General features: G+C 64.9%; 21 protein-coding genes. 15 read left to right on the forward strand and 6 right to left on the reverse strand.

The genetic code is table 11. The features are described 5' to 3' along the window. Window positions 1-84 precede the first annotated feature (84 nt). Window positions 85-1122 (reverse strand): Glu/Leu/Phe/Val family dehydrogenase, encoded by a 1038-nt coding sequence (locus tag F0A17_RS03520; protein WP_149326987.1) that lies wholly within the window; start codon window positions 1120-1122, stop codon window positions 85-87. A 216-nt stretch (window positions 1123-1338) separates the two neighbouring features. On the opposite strand from F0A17_RS03520, the gene yccX reads away from it, so the two are divergent. Further along, complete coding sequence (gene yccX, locus F0A17_RS03525; protein ID WP_149326988.1) at window positions 1339-1611, forward strand: acylphosphatase; 273 nt, start codon at window positions 1339-1341, stop codon at window positions 1609-1611. 18 nt (window positions 1612-1629) lie between these two features. On the opposite strand, the gene F0A17_RS03530 is transcribed toward yccX, so the two are convergent. The 3 genes from F0A17_RS03530 to F0A17_RS03540 are packed head-to-tail and all read right to left on the reverse strand — an operon-like array spanning window position 1630 to window position 4451. Continuing rightward, the gene (locus tag F0A17_RS03530; RefSeq protein WP_149326989.1) at window positions 1630-2571 is read right to left on the reverse strand and encodes a nucleoside hydrolase; all 942 of its coding nucleotides are present in this window, start codon (window positions 2569-2571) and stop codon (window positions 1630-1632) included. A gap of 18 nt (window positions 2572-2589) precedes the next feature. Beyond that, window positions 2590-3501, reverse strand: coding sequence for a ribokinase (locus tag F0A17_RS03535; RefSeq protein ID WP_149326990.1), 912 nt, complete (start codon window positions 3499-3501; stop codon window positions 2590-2592). A 2-nt stretch (window positions 3502-3503) separates the two neighbouring features. Then, window positions 3504-4451: a D-2-hydroxyacid dehydrogenase gene (locus F0A17_RS03540; RefSeq protein WP_149326991.1), complete on the reverse strand. Its 948-nt coding sequence runs from the start codon at window positions 4449-4451 to the stop codon at window positions 3504-3506. A 155-nt stretch (window positions 4452-4606) separates the two neighbouring features. Here F0A17_RS03540 and F0A17_RS03545 point away from each other — a divergent pair, with 155 nt between their 5' ends. The 14 genes from F0A17_RS03545 (at window position 4607) to F0A17_RS03610 (ending at window position 16162) form a co-directional block, all read left to right on the forward strand. Next, window positions 4607-4879 (forward strand): FmdB family zinc ribbon protein, encoded by a 273-nt coding sequence (locus F0A17_RS03545; protein WP_149326992.1) that lies wholly within the window; start codon window positions 4607-4609, stop codon window positions 4877-4879. Window positions 4880-4937: 58 nt separating this feature from the next. Further along, entirely contained in the window at window positions 4938-6716 is a 1779-nt protein-coding gene (aspS, locus tag F0A17_RS03550; protein WP_149326993.1) for an aspartate--tRNA ligase, read from the forward strand. Window positions 6717-6805: 89 nt separating this feature from the next. Continuing rightward, complete coding sequence (locus F0A17_RS03555) at window positions 6806-7555, forward strand: YebC/PmpR family DNA-binding transcriptional regulator (RefSeq protein ID WP_149326994.1); 750 nt, start codon at window positions 6806-6808, stop codon at window positions 7553-7555. Between the two features lie 9 nt (window positions 7556-7564). Continuing rightward, the gene (gene ruvC / locus F0A17_RS03560) at window positions 7565-8104 is read left to right on the forward strand and encodes a crossover junction endodeoxyribonuclease RuvC (RefSeq protein ID WP_149326995.1); all 540 of its coding nucleotides are present in this window, start codon (window positions 7565-7567) and stop codon (window positions 8102-8104) included. Window positions 8105-8242: 138 nt separating this feature from the next. After that, entirely contained in the window at window positions 8243-8857 is a 615-nt protein-coding gene (gene ruvA, locus F0A17_RS03565) for a Holliday junction branch migration protein RuvA (RefSeq protein WP_149326996.1), read from the forward strand. 90 nt (window positions 8858-8947) lie between these two features. After that, window positions 8948-9985 carry a Holliday junction branch migration DNA helicase RuvB gene (gene ruvB / locus F0A17_RS03570; protein WP_149326997.1) on the forward strand — a complete coding sequence of 346 codons (1038 nt, stop codon included), beginning with the start codon at window positions 8948-8950 and terminating at the stop codon, window positions 9983-9985. After that, the gene (gene ybgC / locus F0A17_RS03575) at window positions 9982-10377 is read left to right on the forward strand and encodes a tol-pal system-associated acyl-CoA thioesterase (protein WP_187774621.1); all 396 of its coding nucleotides are present in this window, start codon (window positions 9982-9984) and stop codon (window positions 10375-10377) included. The genes ruvB and ybgC overlap by 4 nt, the downstream gene beginning before the upstream one ends. 34 nt (window positions 10378-10411) lie before the next feature. Then, a complete protein-coding gene (gene tolQ / locus F0A17_RS03580) occupies window positions 10412-11089 on the forward strand; it encodes a protein TolQ (protein WP_187774622.1) in 678 nt (225 codons plus the stop codon). 12 nt (window positions 11090-11101) lie between these two features. Further along, window positions 11102-11539 (forward strand): protein TolR, encoded by a 438-nt coding sequence (gene tolR, locus F0A17_RS03585; protein ID WP_149326999.1) that lies wholly within the window; start codon window positions 11102-11104, stop codon window positions 11537-11539. A gap of 16 nt (window positions 11540-11555) precedes the next feature. Further along, complete coding sequence (gene tolA / locus F0A17_RS03590) at window positions 11556-12710, forward strand: cell envelope integrity protein TolA (protein WP_149327000.1); 1155 nt, start codon at window positions 11556-11558, stop codon at window positions 12708-12710. Continuing rightward, window positions 12710-13999, forward strand: coding sequence for a Tol-Pal system beta propeller repeat protein TolB (gene tolB, locus F0A17_RS03595; RefSeq protein WP_149327001.1), 1290 nt, complete (start codon window positions 12710-12712; stop codon window positions 13997-13999). Before tolA ends, tolB begins: the two co-directional genes overlap by 1 nt. Window positions 14000-14036: 37 nt before the next feature. Beyond that, window positions 14037-14573 (forward strand): peptidoglycan-associated lipoprotein Pal, encoded by a 537-nt coding sequence (gene pal, locus F0A17_RS03600; RefSeq protein WP_149327002.1) that lies wholly within the window; start codon window positions 14037-14039, stop codon window positions 14571-14573. Between the two features lie 34 nt (window positions 14574-14607). Further along, window positions 14608-15378: a tol-pal system protein YbgF gene (ybgF, locus tag F0A17_RS03605; RefSeq protein ID WP_149327003.1), complete on the forward strand. Its 771-nt coding sequence runs from the start codon at window positions 14608-14610 to the stop codon at window positions 15376-15378. A gap of 25 nt (window positions 15379-15403) precedes the next feature. Further along, window positions 15404-16162, forward strand: coding sequence for a YciK family oxidoreductase (locus tag F0A17_RS03610; protein WP_149327004.1), 759 nt, complete (start codon window positions 15404-15406; stop codon window positions 16160-16162). A gap of 17 nt (window positions 16163-16179) precedes the next feature. Here the strand turns inward: F0A17_RS03610 and F0A17_RS03615 are convergent, their stop codons facing one another. Beyond that, window positions 16180-16842 carry an HAD-IA family hydrolase gene (locus F0A17_RS03615; RefSeq protein WP_149327005.1) on the reverse strand — a complete coding sequence of 221 codons (663 nt, stop codon included), beginning with the start codon at window positions 16840-16842 and terminating at the stop codon, window positions 16180-16182. Continuing rightward, a complete protein-coding gene (gene ubiG / locus F0A17_RS03620) occupies window positions 16839-17558 on the reverse strand; it encodes a bifunctional 2-polyprenyl-6-hydroxyphenol methylase/3-demethylubiquinol 3-O-methyltransferase UbiG (protein ID WP_149327006.1) in 720 nt (239 codons plus the stop codon). The genes F0A17_RS03615 and ubiG overlap by 4 nt, the downstream gene beginning before the upstream one ends. Between the last annotated feature and the right edge of the window lie 95 nt (window positions 17559-17653).

Genomic DNA, 17653 nt, shown 5'->3' on the forward strand with positions numbered 1-17653 from the left:
CGGCACCGCGCGGTCAGCGTGGGGCGTGCTGTTTTTGGGGTGTGTGTGCCGTGGGGCCGGGCGCGCCCCCGCCACGGCGCTACGTCAGCCGTCGAGGCGTTCACGTGCCAGCCGATCGGCAACCTGGGCCGGATGGGTGTCCTCGCGGTGGGCGCGGGTGAATATCTCGTCGATCGTGGCGGAGATACGCTCGACATGGGCCATCACGGCCGCGTGAGAATAGTCACTGCGTCGCTGCCATTCGACGTCGATCACCCCGCCGGCATTGGCCACGTAATCCGGCGCATAGAGGATGCCGCGAGCATGCAGGCGCTCGGCGATCTCCGGCGTGGCCAGTTGATTGTTCGCCGCGCCGCACACCACCCTGGCCTTGAGCCGGTCGGCCACGTCCGCGGTCAGTACCGCACCCAGGGCGCAGGGGGCGAAGACGTCCACTTCGGCATCGAAGATCGCCTGAGGCGATACCGTGACGGCGCCGACTTCGTCGACCAGAATGCCCAGCGCGTCGCGGTCGAGATCGGTCAGGACCAGCTGCGCCCCGTTCGCATGCAGTTCGCGCGCGAGGTGTGCCCCCACATGGCCGACACCCTGGATGGCCACACGCAGCCCGAGCAGGTCGTTGCGTCCCAGGCGATGGCGTACGGCGCTGCGCAGGGCGCAGAACACGCCATGCGCGGTGTAAGGAGATGGATCGCCCGATTCTCCGGCGCGTCCCAGGCCGCTGACGTGACGAGTCTCCTGGCGAATGAGGCGCATGTCCGCCTCGCTGGTGCCGGAATCCTCGGCGGTGATGTAGCGTCCTCCCAGTGAATCGACCAAGCGCCCCATGGCACGCAGCAATTCGGGTGTCTTGTCGAGGCGAGGGTCGGCGATGATGACTGCCTTGCCGCCGCCTAACGGCAAGTCGGCCAGGGCCGACTTGTAGGTCATGCCTCGCGACAGCCGCAGCACGTCGGTCAGGGCATCGTCTTCGCTGGCATAGGGATAGATTCGCAAGCCACCCAGGGCGGGGCCGCGGCGGGTATCGTGGATGGCGATGATGGCGCGCAGGCCGCTCGCCTCGTCACAGCCGAAGACGATCTGCTCATGGTGATCGAACTCGGGGTGGTCAAAGACCTGCATGGTGCTGTCTCCCTTGTGAGGATGGCTTGTTGTAGTGCCGGGTGAGGCCTAGAGGCTCGCCGAGACGAGCGTCCTTCGTCGGGATGGCCGTTGCTTGTGGCGACGGCTTGGTCCTACTGTAAGATTAGAGCATTCTGCAGGTGGCCGGATTGTGGACGAGCCGAACGAGCGTTGATTTCGGTGCGCCTTGTGGGTTTGGCGAGACGTGGAGGCATTATGAGCAAACGCTGTGTGAAGGCGCGCGTCGGCGGGAAAGTGCAGGGCGTATGGTATCGCCGGGGTGTGCAGGAGCAGGCCCTGCAACACGGCCTGACCGGCTACGCCAAGAATCTGCCGGACGGGCAAGTGGAAGTGCTGCTCTGTGGCAATGGCGAGGCGGTCAACCAGGTGGCGAACTGGTTGTGGCAGGGACCGCCGAATGCCCGGGTCACGCACGTCGAGCTGGAGTCGATCGAGTGTCGTGACCCGGACTGTTTCGTTTGCCTCTGATGGGGGCGCAGCGTCCCCTTAGCTCAGGGTCTCGGTAATCCACTCCACCACGGCCTCTCCATCCACTTCGAGGCACACTTCCGCCAGAGGTGTTTGCGACCAGCGCTCCTGGATGAAGCCGCGTCCCTCGGGAGCGAACAGGGTCTGACCTTCGGCGATGCCGTCGGTGACGACCGATAGATGCCCCGGGGCGGTGGTGAACAGCTCCGGGCGCAGCAGCCAGGCCAGTGCGCAGCTGTCGTGGGGGCAGCAGCCGTCGATGCCGAGGAATTCGCGATAGAAGTCACGATAGAAGGCGTAACTGCCGGCCAACACCTTGCCCAGCGCGCCCTGGCCGGCTTCGATGCGCGCCATGTGTGCCTGGCTCAGTACGCAGCGATGGGTGACGTCGAGCCCTACCAGCGTCAGCGGCCAGCCGGCGGTCAGCACCCGCCGGGCGGCATGCGGGTCGTTGAACATATTGGCCTCGGCGACCGGCGTGACGTTGCCGCCTTCGCGGATCGACCCGCCCATGATCACTACCTGCCGGACCTTCTCGGTCAGGGTGGGGTCGAGCTGCAGGGCGGCGGCGAGATTGCCCACCGGGCCCACCGCCACTAGGGTGACCTCGCCCGGATGCGCGTTGACCGTGTCGACGATGAACTGGGCCGCGCAGCGCGGATCCTTTGCCCCTTTCACCCCAGGCAGTTCGATGTTACCCAGCCCGTTGGCGCCGTGGATGTGGGCCGGTGCGGGATGACGCGGCTTGACCATCGGGCCGGCGGCCCCTTGAGCGACAGGGATATCGCGTTCCGCCAATTCGCTGAGCAGCAGCGCATTGTGGGTCGCGGTTTCCACATCCACGTTGCCGTAGGTGGTCGTCATACCGAGTAGTTCGATCTCGGGATGGCGCAGGGCGATGGCGATGGCCTGAGCGTCGTCGACGCCGGGGTCGGTATCGAAAATGATCGAATGGGACACGTGACCTCCTTGGTGGTGTCAGGGGCTGGGGTAGGGGGGATGAGAAACGAGCCGCTCGACCTCGTCCCGCGAGGGAATGCTATCGGCCGCGCCGGGGCGCTGGACACCCAGGGCGGCGGCCTGGGCGGCGAACGCCAGGCAGCCGGTTATCGGTTGGCCTTCCTGGAGGGCGGCCAGGAAGTAACCGATGAAGGTGTCGCCGGCACCGGTGGTGTCCGCCGGCTCGACCGGCAGGGCAGGCTGGAAGTGCCGCTCGTCGCCCGACTGGTACCAGGCGCCTTCGCTCCCCAGGGTAACGACCGTCGCCGTGTGCGGCAGCCGTTCGTGCAGCGCTTCCAGCAGCACTCGAGCATCGCTGGCTTCGGGTAGCCCGGTGAGCCAGGCGGCTTCGCCGCGGTTGACGAACAGCAGGCGGCAGGCCTCCAGTGGCAGCGACAGCACGGCGTCGCTCATCGGCGCCGGATTGAAGGCAATCGCCAGGTCATGCCGCCGTGCGCATTCGAGCAGCTCGGGCAGGGCATTGCATTCGTTCTGCACCAGCAGCCAGTCGCCGGGCTTGGCTGCCTTGCACAAGGTGTCGCGGTGGCGTCGGCTGAAGCCATGGTTAGCGCCGGGGTGCAGAATGATGGCGTTCTCGCCGCGCTCGTCGACCTGAATGATGGCGTGTCCGCTGGGCTCGTCGACGAGTTCGACGTGGCTGACGTCGACGCCGGCGCGCGCCAAGCGGTCGCGAGCCCAGGCGTCCTGCCGGCCCAACCGTCCCCAGTGGCTGACCTGACCGCCCGCCAGGGCCATGGCCAGCGACTGGTTGGCCCCTTTGCCGCCCAGACCGACGTGGTAGCCGTGGCTGGCCAGCGTTTCGCCGGGATGGACCAAATGCGATACACGGTAGAAGTGGTCGAGATTGATGGAACCCAGATTATGCAACATGCTCAGGCTCCGTCCCGCTGAGCCTGCCAGTCGCTCAGGTTGTTTCCCGTCAGTGCGACGATACGCTGTCGTGCCTCGGGCGTGATCCAGGCGTTGTGCGGGGTGACGATCAGGTTGAGCGGCTCGGCCAGGGCATCGAGCAATGGGTGCCCCTGGTGAGGGGGTTCCTTCGGCAGTACGTCTACGCCGAGACCGCCGAGCCGGCCCTCGCGTAGCGCGTCCAGCGCGGCCTCTTCATCGATGATTCCGCCGCGGGCACAGTTCACCAGCAAGGCGCCCGGTTTGACGGTGGCGAGCAGGTCGGCGTCGATCAGATGGCGCGTCGCGTCCGTAAGCGGGCAGTGCAGGCTGATGACGTCGGCCTCGGGAGCGAGCTCGGCGATGCCCGGACGGCTATCGTTCACCTCGTTGCCCGGGCGAGCGGCGAAGCTGACGCGCATGCCGAACGCTTCTGCCAGGGCGGCCACCCGGCTGCCCAGCTCGCCCTGGCCGACGATCATCAGGCGCTTGTCCTCGAGTTGCAGCGTGCCGTGACCCATCAGGCAGAAAAAAGGGCTCTCGCTCCAGCGGCCCGCGTTCACGTCGCGCTGGTAGAGCGGCAGACGATTGGCCAGGGCCAGGATCAGCATCAGCGTATGCTGAGCCACGCTGGCGGTACCGTAAGCCGTGACGTTGCGCACGGCGATGCCCAGGCGCTCGGCAGTGGCCATGTCGATGTTGTTGGTGCCGGTGGCCAGCACGCATATCAGCTGCAGCGAGGGCAGCGCCTCGAGGGTGGCGCCGTCCAGCACCACCTTGTTGACGATCGCGACGTCGGCGCCGGCCAGGCGCTCGCGGCTCTGCTCGGTGGAGCTCTGTTCGTGGACCTCTAGCGTGTCGACCTGCTCGCGTATGGGGGCCAGGTCGACATCGGGGCCGAGGCTTGCGGCATCGAGTATCACGGCTTTCATGCGGGGTTTCCTTTTGTGGATCCGCCACGCAAGGCCGGGACAGGCCTTGCCGGGCACGTTATAATGTCCGGCTCTCGCGGCAGGCTTGGAAAGTGCGTCGCTCGGCCTTATATCGCCGTTGGTTGCGCGCTGTCGAATCAGGAGTGAATTGAACCATGCCCATCTATGAATATCAGTGCAAGGCCTGCGGCCACCGTCTGGAGAAGCTTCAGAAGCTGAGCGCCGCTCCGTTGACCGATTGTCCTGCCTGCCATGCCGCGGAACTCGGCCGCCTGGTCTCCGCCGCGGGTTTCCGGCTGGCGGGCGGCGGCTGGTACGAGACCGATTTCAAGTCCGGCAGCAAGAAGAACCTGGCCGGCGACTCGGCGAGTGGTGGCGGAGAAGGCCAGGAGAGCAAGGCGCCGGCGAAGGACGGCGCCGCGGCCTGACCCCCAGCAAGCCGATTCAACAACCTTATCGATAACGCTTAACGGAACAGGATACGACATGCGCAGCCATTATTGCGGCCAGCTCAACGAAACCCTGGTGGACCAGACGGTCACCCTGTGCGGCTGGGTGCACCGCCGTCGTGACCACGGGGGGGTAATCTTCCTCGACCTGCGCGATCGCGATGGCATCGCCCAGGTCGTGGTTGACCCCGACACTGCCGAGGCCTTCGCCAATGCCGACCGTGCTCGCAGCGAGTTCGTGCTGCGTATTTCCGGCCGTGTACGGCTGCGCCCTGAAGGCACCCAGAACCCCAAGATGCCCACCGGCATGATCGAGGTGCTGGCCAAGGACGTCGAAGTGCTCAACACGGCGGTCACACCGCCGTTCCAGCTCGATGAGCATGGCAAGGTCGGCGAGGAGGTGCGTCTCAAGCACCGCTACATCGATCTGCGTCGTCCCGAGATGATCGAGAAGCTGCGTCTGCGTTCGCGCATCTCGCACCATGTCCGCGCTTTCCTGGAAGGTCAGGGCTTCCTCGATATCGAGACGCCGGTGCTGACCCGCGCCACACCTGAAGGCGCTCGCGATTATCTGGTGCCGAGCCGTACCCATCCGGGCAGTTTCTTCGCCCTGCCGCAGTCGCCCCAGCTATTCAAGCAACTGCTGATGGTGGCCGGCTTCGACCGCTACTACCAAATCGCCAAGTGCTTCCGCGACGAGGACCTGCGTGCCGATCGCCAGCCGGAATTCACCCAGATCGACATCGAGGCCTCCTTCGTCGAGGAGGAAGACATCATGGGTGTGACCGAAACCATGATTCGTGAGCTGTTCCAGGACGTGCTGGACGTCGAGCTGGCGCCATTCCCGCGCATGACCTGGGCCGAGGCCATGGATCGTTACGGCTCCGACAAGCCCGACCTGCGCATTCCGCTGATGCTGGTCGATGTCGACGACCTGATGAAGCAGGTCGATTTCCAGGTCTTCTCCGGCCCGGCCAATGCCGCCGACGGCCGCGTGGCGGCACTCAAGGTGCCGGGCGGGGCCAGCATGTCGCGCAAGGTGATCGACGACTACACCAAGTTCGTCGGTATCTACGGCGCCAAAGGGCTGGCCTGGATCAAGGTCAACGAGCGCGCCAAGGGTCTCGAGGGCCTGCAGTCGCCGATCGTCAAGTTCATGGAGAACGTGATCGAGGAGCTGCTCGACCGCATCGGCGCCGAGGATGGCGACATCGTCTTCTTCGGTGCCGACAAGGCGCGCATCGTCAACGAGGCGCTCGGTGCGCTGCGCGTCAAGCTGGGTGAGGACCTCAACCTCTATACCCGCGACTGGGCGCCCTTGTGGGTCGTCGACTTCCCGATGTTCGAAGCCGACGACAGCGGCCGCCTGAGTCCGCTGCATCACCCATTCACCTCGCCCTCATGCAGCCCCGAGGCGCTCAAGGCCAACCCGGCCGAGGCGTTGTCGCGCGCCTATGACATGGTGCTCAACGGCACCGAGCTGGGCGGCGGTTCGATCCGTATCCATGACCCCCAGATGCAGAGCACCGTGTTTGATATCCTCGGCATCGGTGAAGAGGAGGCCCGCGAGAAGTTCGGCTTCCTGCTCGACGCCCTGCAGTTCGGTGCACCGCCTCATGGCGGTCTGGCCTTCGGCCTCGATCGTCTGGTGATGCTGATGGCAGACGCGCGCACCATCCGCGAAGTGATCGCCTTCCCCAAGACCCAGAGTGCCGCCTGCCTGATGACCGATGCACCCGGCGAAGTGGGCGCCGAGCAGCTCAAGGACCTCCATATCCGGCTGCGCCAGAAGCCGAAACCGGAAAGCGGCGAGTAACTCGGGCGCCGACCTTCAATTCCGGTACCGGCGCCTTCTGGCGCCGGTATCGCATGGTCGATACGTTGCAGCAAACCAGGAGACGCGCCATGGCCGGCCACAGTAAATGGGCCAACATCAAGCACCGCAAGGCGGCGCAGGACGCCAGGCGAGGCAAGATCTTCACCAAGCTGATCCGCGAGCTCACCGTTGCCGCGCGCCAGGGCGGCCCCGAGCCCGGCGACAACCCGCGCCTGCGTGCCGCTATCGACAAGGCGCTGGGCAATAACATGACCAAGGACACCATCCAGCGGGCCATCGACCGTGGTGCCGGTCACCAGGATGCCGAGACGATGGAGGAGGTGACCTACGAGGGGTACGGCCCCGAGGGGGTTGCGGTGCTGGTGGAGTGCATGACGGACAACCGCAATCGCACTGTTTCCGACGTGCGACATGCCTTCAGCAAGTCGGGCGGTAACCTCGGCACCTCCGGCTCGGTGGCGTTCATGTTCCATCAGCAGGGTCGGTTGACGCTGCCGCCGGGAATCCCGGAGGAGGCAGTGATCGAGGCAACGCTCGAAGCCGAGCCCGAGGATGTGATCACCGCGGATGACGGCTCTCTGGAGGTGATCACTTCGCCCAAGGTTTTCGGTGAGGTGAAGGATGCATTGATCGAGGCCGGCATCGAACCCGAGCACAGTGAAGTGGGGCTGTTTCCCGACACCACCACGCCTATCCAGGATGCTGAGCTCGCGCGCAGGGTAATTCGCTTGATCGATAGGCTGGAGGATCTGGACGATGTACAGAACGTCTACACCAATGCGGAGTTCAGCGACGCTGTGCTCGAACTGCTGGACTGACCGGGTCGCATGCTGATCCTCGGCATCGACCCGGGGTCACGCACCACGGGGTACGGAGTGCTCGACGTCAGTACCCCTTCGCCGCGCTATGTGGCCAGCGGCTGCATTCGGCTTCAGGACGTTGCGCTACCCCAGCGCCTGGCGCGGATCTATGCCGGTATCGCCGAGCTGGTCTCTCTGCATGGGCCGGGGGAGCTGGCCATCGAGCAGGTCTTCATGGCGAAGAATCCCGATTCGGCGCTCAAGCTCGGCCAGGCGCGCGGCGCGGCGATCGTCTGTGCCGCCAATCACGGACTGCCGGTTCATGAATACGGACCGCGCCAGATCAAGCAGGCGGTCACCGGCAGCGGCGGGGCGACCAAGACCCAGGTCCAGCACATGATCGTCTCCGTCCTGGGTCTCGACGGCGTGCCCCAAGCGGATGCCGCCGATGCCTTGGCCATCGCCCTGACCCATGCCCATGCCCGTCTCGGGCTGGTACAGCGCGGTAGCTTCGGCGGTCATCGAACGCGCCGGCGTGGCGTCTCCTGGCGCGATTATCAGCCTTGAGCCTTACCGTCGAGGTGCTGGAATTATTTCCGAACAGCGTTTGATGCCAGGCTGGTCAGCCGCTTGAGCGACCAGTATAGTGGCGCCAGGAAGGCCTTACGGCCTTGAACGACCTTCGGATCGGGATAGCGAAGCCCCATGATCGGACGCCTGCGTGGCACTCTTCTCGACAAGCAACCGCCTTGGCTGGTGGTGGACGTGGCCGGTGTCGGCTATGAACTCGAAGCCTCGATGACCACGCTGGTGGCCCTGCCCGGCGTGGGCGAGCCCGTCTCTCTCTATACGCATCTCACCGTACGTGAGGACGCCCATCTGTTGTACGGCTTCGCCCGCGAGCAGGAGCGGTCGCTGTTTCGCGCGCTGATACGCGTCAACGGGATCGGACCCAAGCTGGCACTGGCGATTCTCTCGGGCATGGATGAGACAGCCTTCATACGCTGCGTGATGGAGGACGACGTCAAGTCGCTGACGCGCCTACCCGGTGTGGGCAAGAAGACCGCCGAACGGTTGATCGTCGAGATGCGCGACCGCTTCCCTCACTGGGAGCACGCAACGGAAGGGGGCGGGCTTCCCGGCATTGCCACGGGGCAGGGCGAAACGTTGCGCCAGGACCCGCTGGCCGATGCGGAAGCGGCTCTGGTCAGCCTGGGGTACAAGCCCGCCGAGGCCACTAGAATGCTCTCGGGGCTCGACGAGGGACTGTCCACCGAGGCCATGATCAAGGCGGCGCTGACCAAGCGCCTGGCCGGATGAACGGAGCAACGTATCTAGCGCTGCCGCCGGAATGCGCCACGCAGCCGGGCGGCGTCCCAAGGATCACCAGCGTGATCGCGAGTGTACGACATGATGCACAATGACCGTTTGATCGCCGCCGACGAGCGTGAGGGCGAGAATCGCGTCGACCATGCGATCCGGCCCAAGCGCCTGGCCGAATATATCGGTCAGCCGCGCGTGCGCGAGCAGCTCGAAATATTCATCACCGCCGCGCGGGGTCGCGACGAGAGTCTCGATCATACGCTGGTGTTCGGCCCGCCGGGGCTTGGCAAGACGACCCTGGCCAATATCATCGCCACCGAGATGGGGGTAGGGCTCAAGTCCACCTCCGGGCCGGTGTTGGAACGTGCCGGGGACTTGGCGGCCATGCTCACCAATCTACAGCCGGGCGACGTACTGTTCATCGACGAGATTCATCGGTTGTCACCGGTGGTGGAGGAGATCCTCTATCCCGCCATGGAGGACTTCCAGCTCGATATCGTCATCGGCGAAGGGCCGGCGGCGCGCTCGATCAAGCTTGACCTGCCCCGCTTCACGCTGGTGGGAGCGACCACGCGCGCGGGCTTGCTGACCTCGCCGCTGCGCGATCGCTTCGGTATCGTGCAACGTCTCGAATTCTATGCCATCGACGAACTTACCGAGATCGTCGCGCGCTCGGCGCGCCTGCTCGGCGTCGAGGCCGATCGTGAAGGCGCTCACGAGGTGGCACGCCGTTCGCGGGGCACGCCGCGTATCGCCAACCGGCTCCTGCGTCGAGTTCGCGATTTCGCTCAGGTGCGTGCCGATGGGCGAGTCGATGCAGGCATCGCCGACCAGGCGCTGAACATGTTGCACGTCGATCACCACGGTTTGGATCACATGGACCGGCGCCTGCTGCTGGCCATGATCGAGAAGTTCGACGGTGGTCCGGTCGGAATCGATTCACTGGCGGCAGCGATCGGCGAGGAGCGCGACACCATCGAGGACGTCATCGAGCCCTACCTGATCCAGCAAGGTCTGATGATGCGTACGGCACGTGGGCGGGTGGTGACTCGCCAGGCCTGGCAGCACTTCGGTCTGGTGCCGCACGAACAGTCCGTTGAGGCTGGCGGCGAGGTGCGTCCGTGAGCGAGTTCCGATTGCCGATACGTGTCTACATCGAGGATACCGATGCCGGCGGCATCGTCTACTACGTCAATTATTTCAAGTATATGGAGCGGGCGCGCAGTGAATGGCTGCGCCACCACGGCATGACTCAGCGTGAGCTGCTCGACGCCGGCATTCAGCTGGTGGTGCATCGCCTGGAGTGCCGCTATGCCAAGCCCGCCCGACTTGACGACGAGCTGAGTGTCAGCGCCGTCGTCGCATCGCACGGACGCTGCCGAATGCGTTTCGCTCAAGCAGTGTGGCGTGGCGGGGAACCCTTGTGCGAGGCCCGAGTCGACATCGCCTGTCTGGATGCCGCTCGCCTCAGACCCACATCATGGCCGCAGGCGATCGCCTCGGTCCTCAACGGTTAACCCAAGATCAACGAGGATGCCCGTGAACGACTCCATGTCCATACCCCATTTGATCATGAGTGCCAGCACCATGGTGCAGTTGGTCATGTTGATCCTGGTGATCGGCTCGATCCTCTCCTGGATCGTGATCTTCCAGCGCACCTTCGTGCTACGCCGCGCACGTCAGGCACACCAGAACTTCGAGGAGCGCTTCTGGTCGGGTGTCGACCTCAACGAGCTGTATCGCGAAACGCCCTCCGAGCAGGAAACTCAGGGCGCCGAGCACGTCTTCCGCGCCGGTTTTCGTGAGTTCAACCGCCTGGTGCCCAAGACCAAGAGCCCCGATGCCATTCTCGACGGCGTCCAGCGCAGCATGCGGGTGGCGTGGTCGCGCGAGGAGGAACGCCTGACGCTACACCTGGTGTTCCTCGCCACCGTGGCCTCGGCGAGCCCCTACATTGGTCTGTTCGGCACCGTATGGGGCATTATGGGCTCCTTCCAGTCGCTCTCCATGGCACAGCAGGCCACCCTCGCCACCGTGGCGCCGTGGATCGCCGAGGCGCTGATCGCCACGGCCATGGGCCTGTTCGCCGCCATTCCCGCCGTCATTTTCTACAATCGGCTGTCGTCTGAATCGGGAAGGCTGCTGGGCAAGTACGAGGACTTCGCCGAAGAGTTCCACTCCATCCTGCATCGCAATCTGCAGGGTCGTGGCGAAGCCGTCGGCGCCTGAGGGGATCGCACGATGCATGGACCGTTCAATCGCGGCGGACGCCGCAAGCCGATGGGGGAGATCAATGTCGTCCCCTTCATCGATGTCATGCTGGTACTGCTGGTGATCTTCATGATCACCGCGCCCATGCTGACTCAGGGCGTACAGGTCGAGCTCCCCCAGGTCACCTCCGAGCCGATCGACGCACAGGAGGATCGCGAACCGATCATCGTCTCGGTGGATCGCGAAGGCGAGTACTTCCTGTCGATTGGCGGCGAGGAGATGACGGTGGACCTCGATGAGCTCGCCGATCGAGTGATCATCTTGCTGGAGCGCCAGCCGGGAACCCCGGTCATGGTGCGAGGGGATCGTTTCGTGCCCTATGGCGAGATCGTATCCCTGATGAGCACCCTGCAAGTGGCAGGAGTGGGTAACGTCGGGCTGATTTCCGAGCCGCCGCCGCGTGACTGAGAGACGAGGAGACGTGATGGCTCGAAAGCAACGGGGCGTGGGCAGGCGACGGCAAAGACCCGTCGGCTACGGCCTGCCGACGCTGCTCGCCATCGGCCTGCATGTGCTGATTCTGGTGCTCAGCGTGGTGACGTTACCTCAGCGGCAGCCGGACGAACCGGAAACTTCGTCCATCGTTCAGGCCACGCTCGTCAGTACCGAAACGGCAACCGACCAGGCACAGCGTGCCGAGGAGGCGCGTTCACGCGCCGCCGAACGCCAGGCTGAGGAAGAGGCTCAGCAGGAGCGGGAAGAAGAGGCCCGGCAGCAGGAAGAGGAACGGGCCCGTCAGGCCGAGGAAGCGTCTCGTGCCGAGCGCGAAGCGGCGGAAGAGCAGGAGCGTGCGGCACGCGAGGAGGAGGCTCGCCGGCTTCGAGAGGCCCGTGAAGCCGCCGAGGAGGAAGCCCGGCGACGCGCCGAGGAGGCCGAGCGGCAGGCCCAACTGCGTCAGGAGCAGGAAGCCGAGAGACAGCGACAACAGGAGGCGGCGGCAGAGGCCGAGCGCCAGCGCCAACTGGAGGAGCAGCGCCGCCGCGAGGAGGAAGAGGCCCGCCGCCAGCAGGAGGCCGAGGAGCAGCGCCGCCGCGAGGAGGAAGAGGCCCGCCGCCAGCAGGAGGCCGAAGAGCAGCGCCGCCGCGAGGAGGAAGAGGCCCGCCGCCAGCAGGAGGCCGAGGAGCAGCGCCGCCGCGAGGAGGAAGAGGCCCGCCGCCAGCAGGAGGCCGAGGAGCAACGCCGCCGCGAGGAGGAAGCCAGGCGTGCTGCGGAAGCCGCCAGCCAAGGCCTCGAGCGCGCCATCGAAGGTGAGTCGGATGCCGTGGCCAACGCACGCCAGGCGCAGGAGGCGGCTAACAGCTTCATCAACCTGGTGCGCCGAGCGGTGGAGCAGGCGTGGGTCATTCCGCCGGGAGCGGGCAATGACATGGCCGCCACTGTCCAGGTGCAGCTGGGTCCCTCGGGTGAGTTGTTTGGCGCTACCATTACCCAGAGTAGCGGAGATGGCAGTTTCGATCGCTCCGCGGTACAGGCAGTGGAAGCCGCCGCACCGTTCAGCGAGCTGCGCCAGCTACCCGCAATGGCGCAACGTGACTTCCGCCGGTTCAATCTGCGATTCACACCAGGAGATGTACGCTGATGAAAGCTCTGATGACCGCCTGGCTGAGTGCCATGTTGCTGATGCTCAGCACGCTGGCCCAGGCCGACCTCACCATCGAGATCACGCGAGGCAGCGATCGCGCCACGCCTATCGCCATCGTGCCCTTCGCCGCCGATGGCGAAAGCCTGTCCGAGGATGTGGCGCAGATCGTCAGCGACGACCTGGAGCGTAGCGGATTTTTCGATCCTCTCGACCGGGAAGCGATGTACGATCGCCCCAGCAGCGGCGACGAGGTGCGCTATGGTCAGTGGAGCGCACTGGACGTTCGCTACATGGTTGTCGGTCGGGTCAGCCGCGAAGGGAATGGTTACCGTATCCGCTATGAGCTGCTGGACGTCAGTGGCCAGCGTCGCATGTTGGGCGAGAACGTTACCGCCGGTGACAGCGAGCTACGCGGCGCGGCGCACTACATCAGCGACCAGATTTTCGAGGCGGTCACGGGCATTCGCGGAGCCTTCTCCACGCGCATTGCCTACGTCACCGCCCAAGGTGCCGAGAATGACCGTCAATTCACGCTCTATGTGGCCGATGCGGACGGTCATAATAGCCAGCAGATTCTGAACTCGCGCGAGCCGATTCTGTCGCCGGCCTGGTCGCCGGATGGGCGCAAGCTGGCCTATGTCTCGTTCGAATCCGGCCGGCCGGCCATCTACGTGCAGGAGGTGGTCAGCGGACAGCGTGTGCAGTTGACCAACTTCGAGGGGCTCAACGGCGCACCGTCCTGGTCGCCCGACGGACGTCGCCTGGCCATGACGCTGTCCAAGGACGGCCAGCCTGATATTTATGTGATGGATATCGCATCGCGCAATCTCGAGCGCATCACCAACAGCTCGAGCATCGATACCGAGCCTTCCTGGGCACCGGATGGGCGTAGCCTGCTCTTTACCTCCGATCGTAGCGGCGGCCCGCAGCTTTATCGCTATCGCTTCGGCAGTGGGGAGGCGGAGCGCTTGACGTTCACCGGCAATTACAACGCCCGGGGGCGCTTCTCTCCGGACGGCGAAGCGATCTTCATGATCCATCGCGGCAACAACGGCTTCCAAGTCGCACGTCAGGATCTGGATTCCGACCGGCTGGTCGTGCTGAGTGACTCACGCCTGGATGAGTCGCCTAGTGTTGCGCCCAACGGGACCATGGTAATCTTCGCCACCCAGCAAGGAAACAGCGGGGTGTTGGGGGCCGTATCGGCCGATGGACGAGCGTCCTACCGGCTGCCATCGGCGCAGGGTGACGTACGCGAACCCGCGTGGTCACCGTTTCTGAACTGAACGTAATGTGTCATTCGAATCCTTTGAGGAGTTGACGATGCAATTCAAGTCGCATGCCAGGACCCTGGCGATCGCCCTGTCTCTGGCCCTCGTGGCCGGCTGCTCCAGCACCGGTGGCAGCCGTGATGGATCCATGGATGGCACGGGTACCGGCGGGGCCGCCGGTAGCGGCGCCGCTGGCAGCGGACAAGTCAGCGGCTCCGGCGTCAGTGGTGACCGCGCCGGTCAGCAGGCCGACGGGCGTATCCCCGAAGTTCGTACGATTTATTTCGATTACGACCGCGACAATATTCGGCCGGAATTCGAATCGGTGCTGGTGGCGCATTCACGCTATCTGCGCTCCAACCCGAGCGTTCGAGTCGTGCTGCAGGGCCATACCGACGAGCGAGGCACTCGCGAATACAACCTGGCGCTTGGCGAGCGTCGCGCCAAGTCGGTGCAGCGGTTCCTCGAGGTGCAGGGGGTTTCTCCGTCGCAGCTCGAAATCGTCAGCTACGGCGAGGAGCGTCCGGCGGCGCGGGGCAGCAGCGATGACGCGCATGCCCAGAACCGTCGCGTCGTCTTTGCCTACTGAATCGAACGGCGCGCATGCGCCGATGGAGTGATGCATGAGACACAGTCTGAAAAGGCTGTGCGGCGCGGGAGCCCTGGTGCTCCCGCTGTCCGTGATAAGCCTAGCCGAAGCCCAGCAGCGCCCCATCGTGGAAGACCGTACGGCTCAGCCGCGCGGTTTCCTCGATCAGGCCGAGGTGCGCGAGGAGGCGGGTGGCAGTCTGGTGCTGTTCAATCAAGTGCAGGAAAACCAGCAGGAAATCCAGCGCCTACGTGGCCAGATCGAAGAGCTGCGACATCAGCTCGAGCAACTACGTAGCCAGACTCGGCAACAATACCTCGACCTGGACGAGCGGTTGATGGCCGGCAGCGCCGGCATCGAGTCGCGTCCGGAAGTGGATGAGGAGTCGGCCCGCCAGGTAGCGCAAACTCCGTCCCCCAGCGGTAACAGCGCGGAAGCGCAGGAGGCCTATCAGGCAGCATTCGCCAAGGTCCAGGCCCGTGAATTCGACGAGGCGATCGCCGCCTTCGAAGGCTTCGTCGCCCAATATCCCGACACCAGTTTGACCGCCAATGGCTATTACTGGCTGGGCGAGCTGCATTCGGCAGAAGGTAACCTGGAAGAGGCGGAAACAGCCTTCCGCCAGGTCATCGACAATCACGCCCAGAGCAGCAAGCTTCCCGATGCACTCTACAAGCTCGGTCTGATCAAGGCGCGCCAGGGTCGTATCGACGAGAGCCGGGAGCTGCTGGAGCGGGTCCGTGACGACTATCCTGATAGTAGCGCCGCCGGGCTTGCCAATGACTTCCTGCGCCAGTCCCTCTAGGCCGGCCTCGTGAAAAGGAGCCAAGATGAGCTGCAAGATCGATTACGCGGCGCCTGCCGATCTGCTACGCGACCGCGTCATTCTGGTGACGGGGGCAGGTGACGGCATCGGTCGCGCCGCCGCTCTGGCCTTCGCCGCCCATGGCGCCACGGTGATCCTGCTGGGTCGTACCATCGATAAGCTGGAGCGCGTCTACGACGAGATCGAGGCTACGGGTGGCCCTCAGCCGGCCATCTTCCCGCTCAATTTCGAGGGGGCGACGCTCAAGGATTACCACGACATGACCGAGACGCTCGACAAGGAGTTCGGCCGGCTCGACGGTATCCTGCACAACGCCGGAATGTTGGGGCGTATCACTCCCTTCGAGCAGTACAACCCCGAACTCTGGTCACAGGTCATGCAGGTCAATATCAACGGTCCGATCTGGATGACCCAGGCGCTGCTGCCGCTGCTGAAAGCCTCCGACGATGCCTCGCTGATTTTCACGTCGTCCAGCGTGGGGCGCCGCGGACGTGCCTACTGGGGAGCCTATGCCGTCTCGAAGTTCGCTACCGAAGGCTTCATGGAAGTTCTGGCCGAGGAGCTCGAGCACCTGGGGACGATTCGCGTTAACACGCTAAACCCCGGTGCTACCCGTACGAAGATGCGCGCTACCGCCTACCCTGGCGAGGATGCCGATACCCTCCGCACTCCCGAGGAGATCATGCCCACCTACCTGTGGCTGATGGGGCCGGATAGCCGGGGTCACAATGGCGAGCGGTTCGACGCGCAGCCGCCCCGGTGACCCATGGCTGCACGGGTTCAGGCTGACTTGAGCAGCGCTTCCACCAATGAGTCGCAGGTTTCGAACCAGAGATCGGCCGGCCAGCTGCGATAGTCGTCGCCTTCTTCGATATAGCCGTAACCGACGGCCACGGCGGTCATGCAGGCGGCGCGCGCCGCCTGCATGTCGCGCACGTGGTCGCCGATGTACCAGCAACTGCCGGGAGGCACATCCAGTTGGCATGCCGCCGCCAGCAGCGGCTCGGGCGAAGGTTTCCTGACCGGAAGATCATCGGCACAGAGCAGGGCGCCGGGCCGTAATCCCAGCGCATCGACCAGCGGCTCGGCGTAGGCGCGCGGCTTGTTGGTGACGATTCCCCAAGGACGACGGCGCGCCTCGCAGTCCGCCAGCAGGCGGTCCAGGTGGGGGAAAAGGCAGCTCTCCACGGCCACGGCTTCGCCGTAGGCGTCCAACAGAAACTGTCGTGCTGTGTCATGTTCCGGGTGGCGCTTATCCAGGCCGAGCGCCAGTGTCACCAGGGCACTGCCACCATTCGATACCTGGGGACGGATCGCCGCATAGGGCAGCGGCGCAAGGCCATGGTGGGCTCGCAGAGCATTGGTGGCCCGTGCCAAGTCGGGGGCGGTATCGACCAAGGTGCCGTCGAGATCGAACAGCAGGGCGCGCGGTGACTTCGTCATGCCGTCTCCCGGCGGCAATGCATCAGGTAGTTGACCGAGACGTCGCGAGGTGCGAGCCGGTAGCGGCGCGTAAGCGGATTGTAGGTGAGGCCGCTCTGCTCGCGCACGTCGAGCCCCTGCTCGCGACACCATCCTGCCAGCTCCGAGGGGCGGATGAATTTGCGATATTCATGCGTGCCGCGAGGCAGCATCTGGAGCAGGTACTCGGCGCCGACGATGGCTAGGGCATAGGCCTTGGGGTTGCGATTGATCGTCGAAAAGAACAGGTGACCGCCGGGCTTGACCAAGGCGGCGCAGGCGTGAATGACCGAGCCGGGATCGGGCACGTGCTCCAGCATTTCCATGCAGGTCACCACATCGTAGTGGCCGGGCTGCTCCATGGCCAACGCTTCGGCGCTGACCTGGCGATATTCGACATCCACGCCGCTTTCCAGCGCATGCAAGCGGGCCACGCCGAGCGGTGCCTCGCCCATGTCGATGCCCGTTACGTGCGCACCGCGATGGGCCATGGCCTCGGCCAGGATACCGCCCCCGCAGCCAACGTCGAGTACCTTGCGCCCCGCCAATCCACAGCGCGCATCGATGAAATCCAGGCGTAGCGGATTGATGTCGTGCAGCGGCTTGAATTCGCTGTGCGGATCCCACCAGCGACTGGCCAGCGCCTCGAACTTGGCGATCTCGCCCTGATCGACATTGGGATGGAGGCTTGCGCTCATGTGGTCTCTCCGTGTGAATTGGTCTGTCGCCCTGGCAACATTATTTACCTTCGGTATCATGCTCTATTCTACCCGTAGCTGCCCGGGCTTTCCCA

Origin of the sequence: Billgrantia pellis, assembly GCF_008297955.1 — a bacterium.
Lineage (GTDB): Bacteria > Pseudomonadota > Gammaproteobacteria > Pseudomonadales > Halomonadaceae > Halomonas > Halomonas pellis.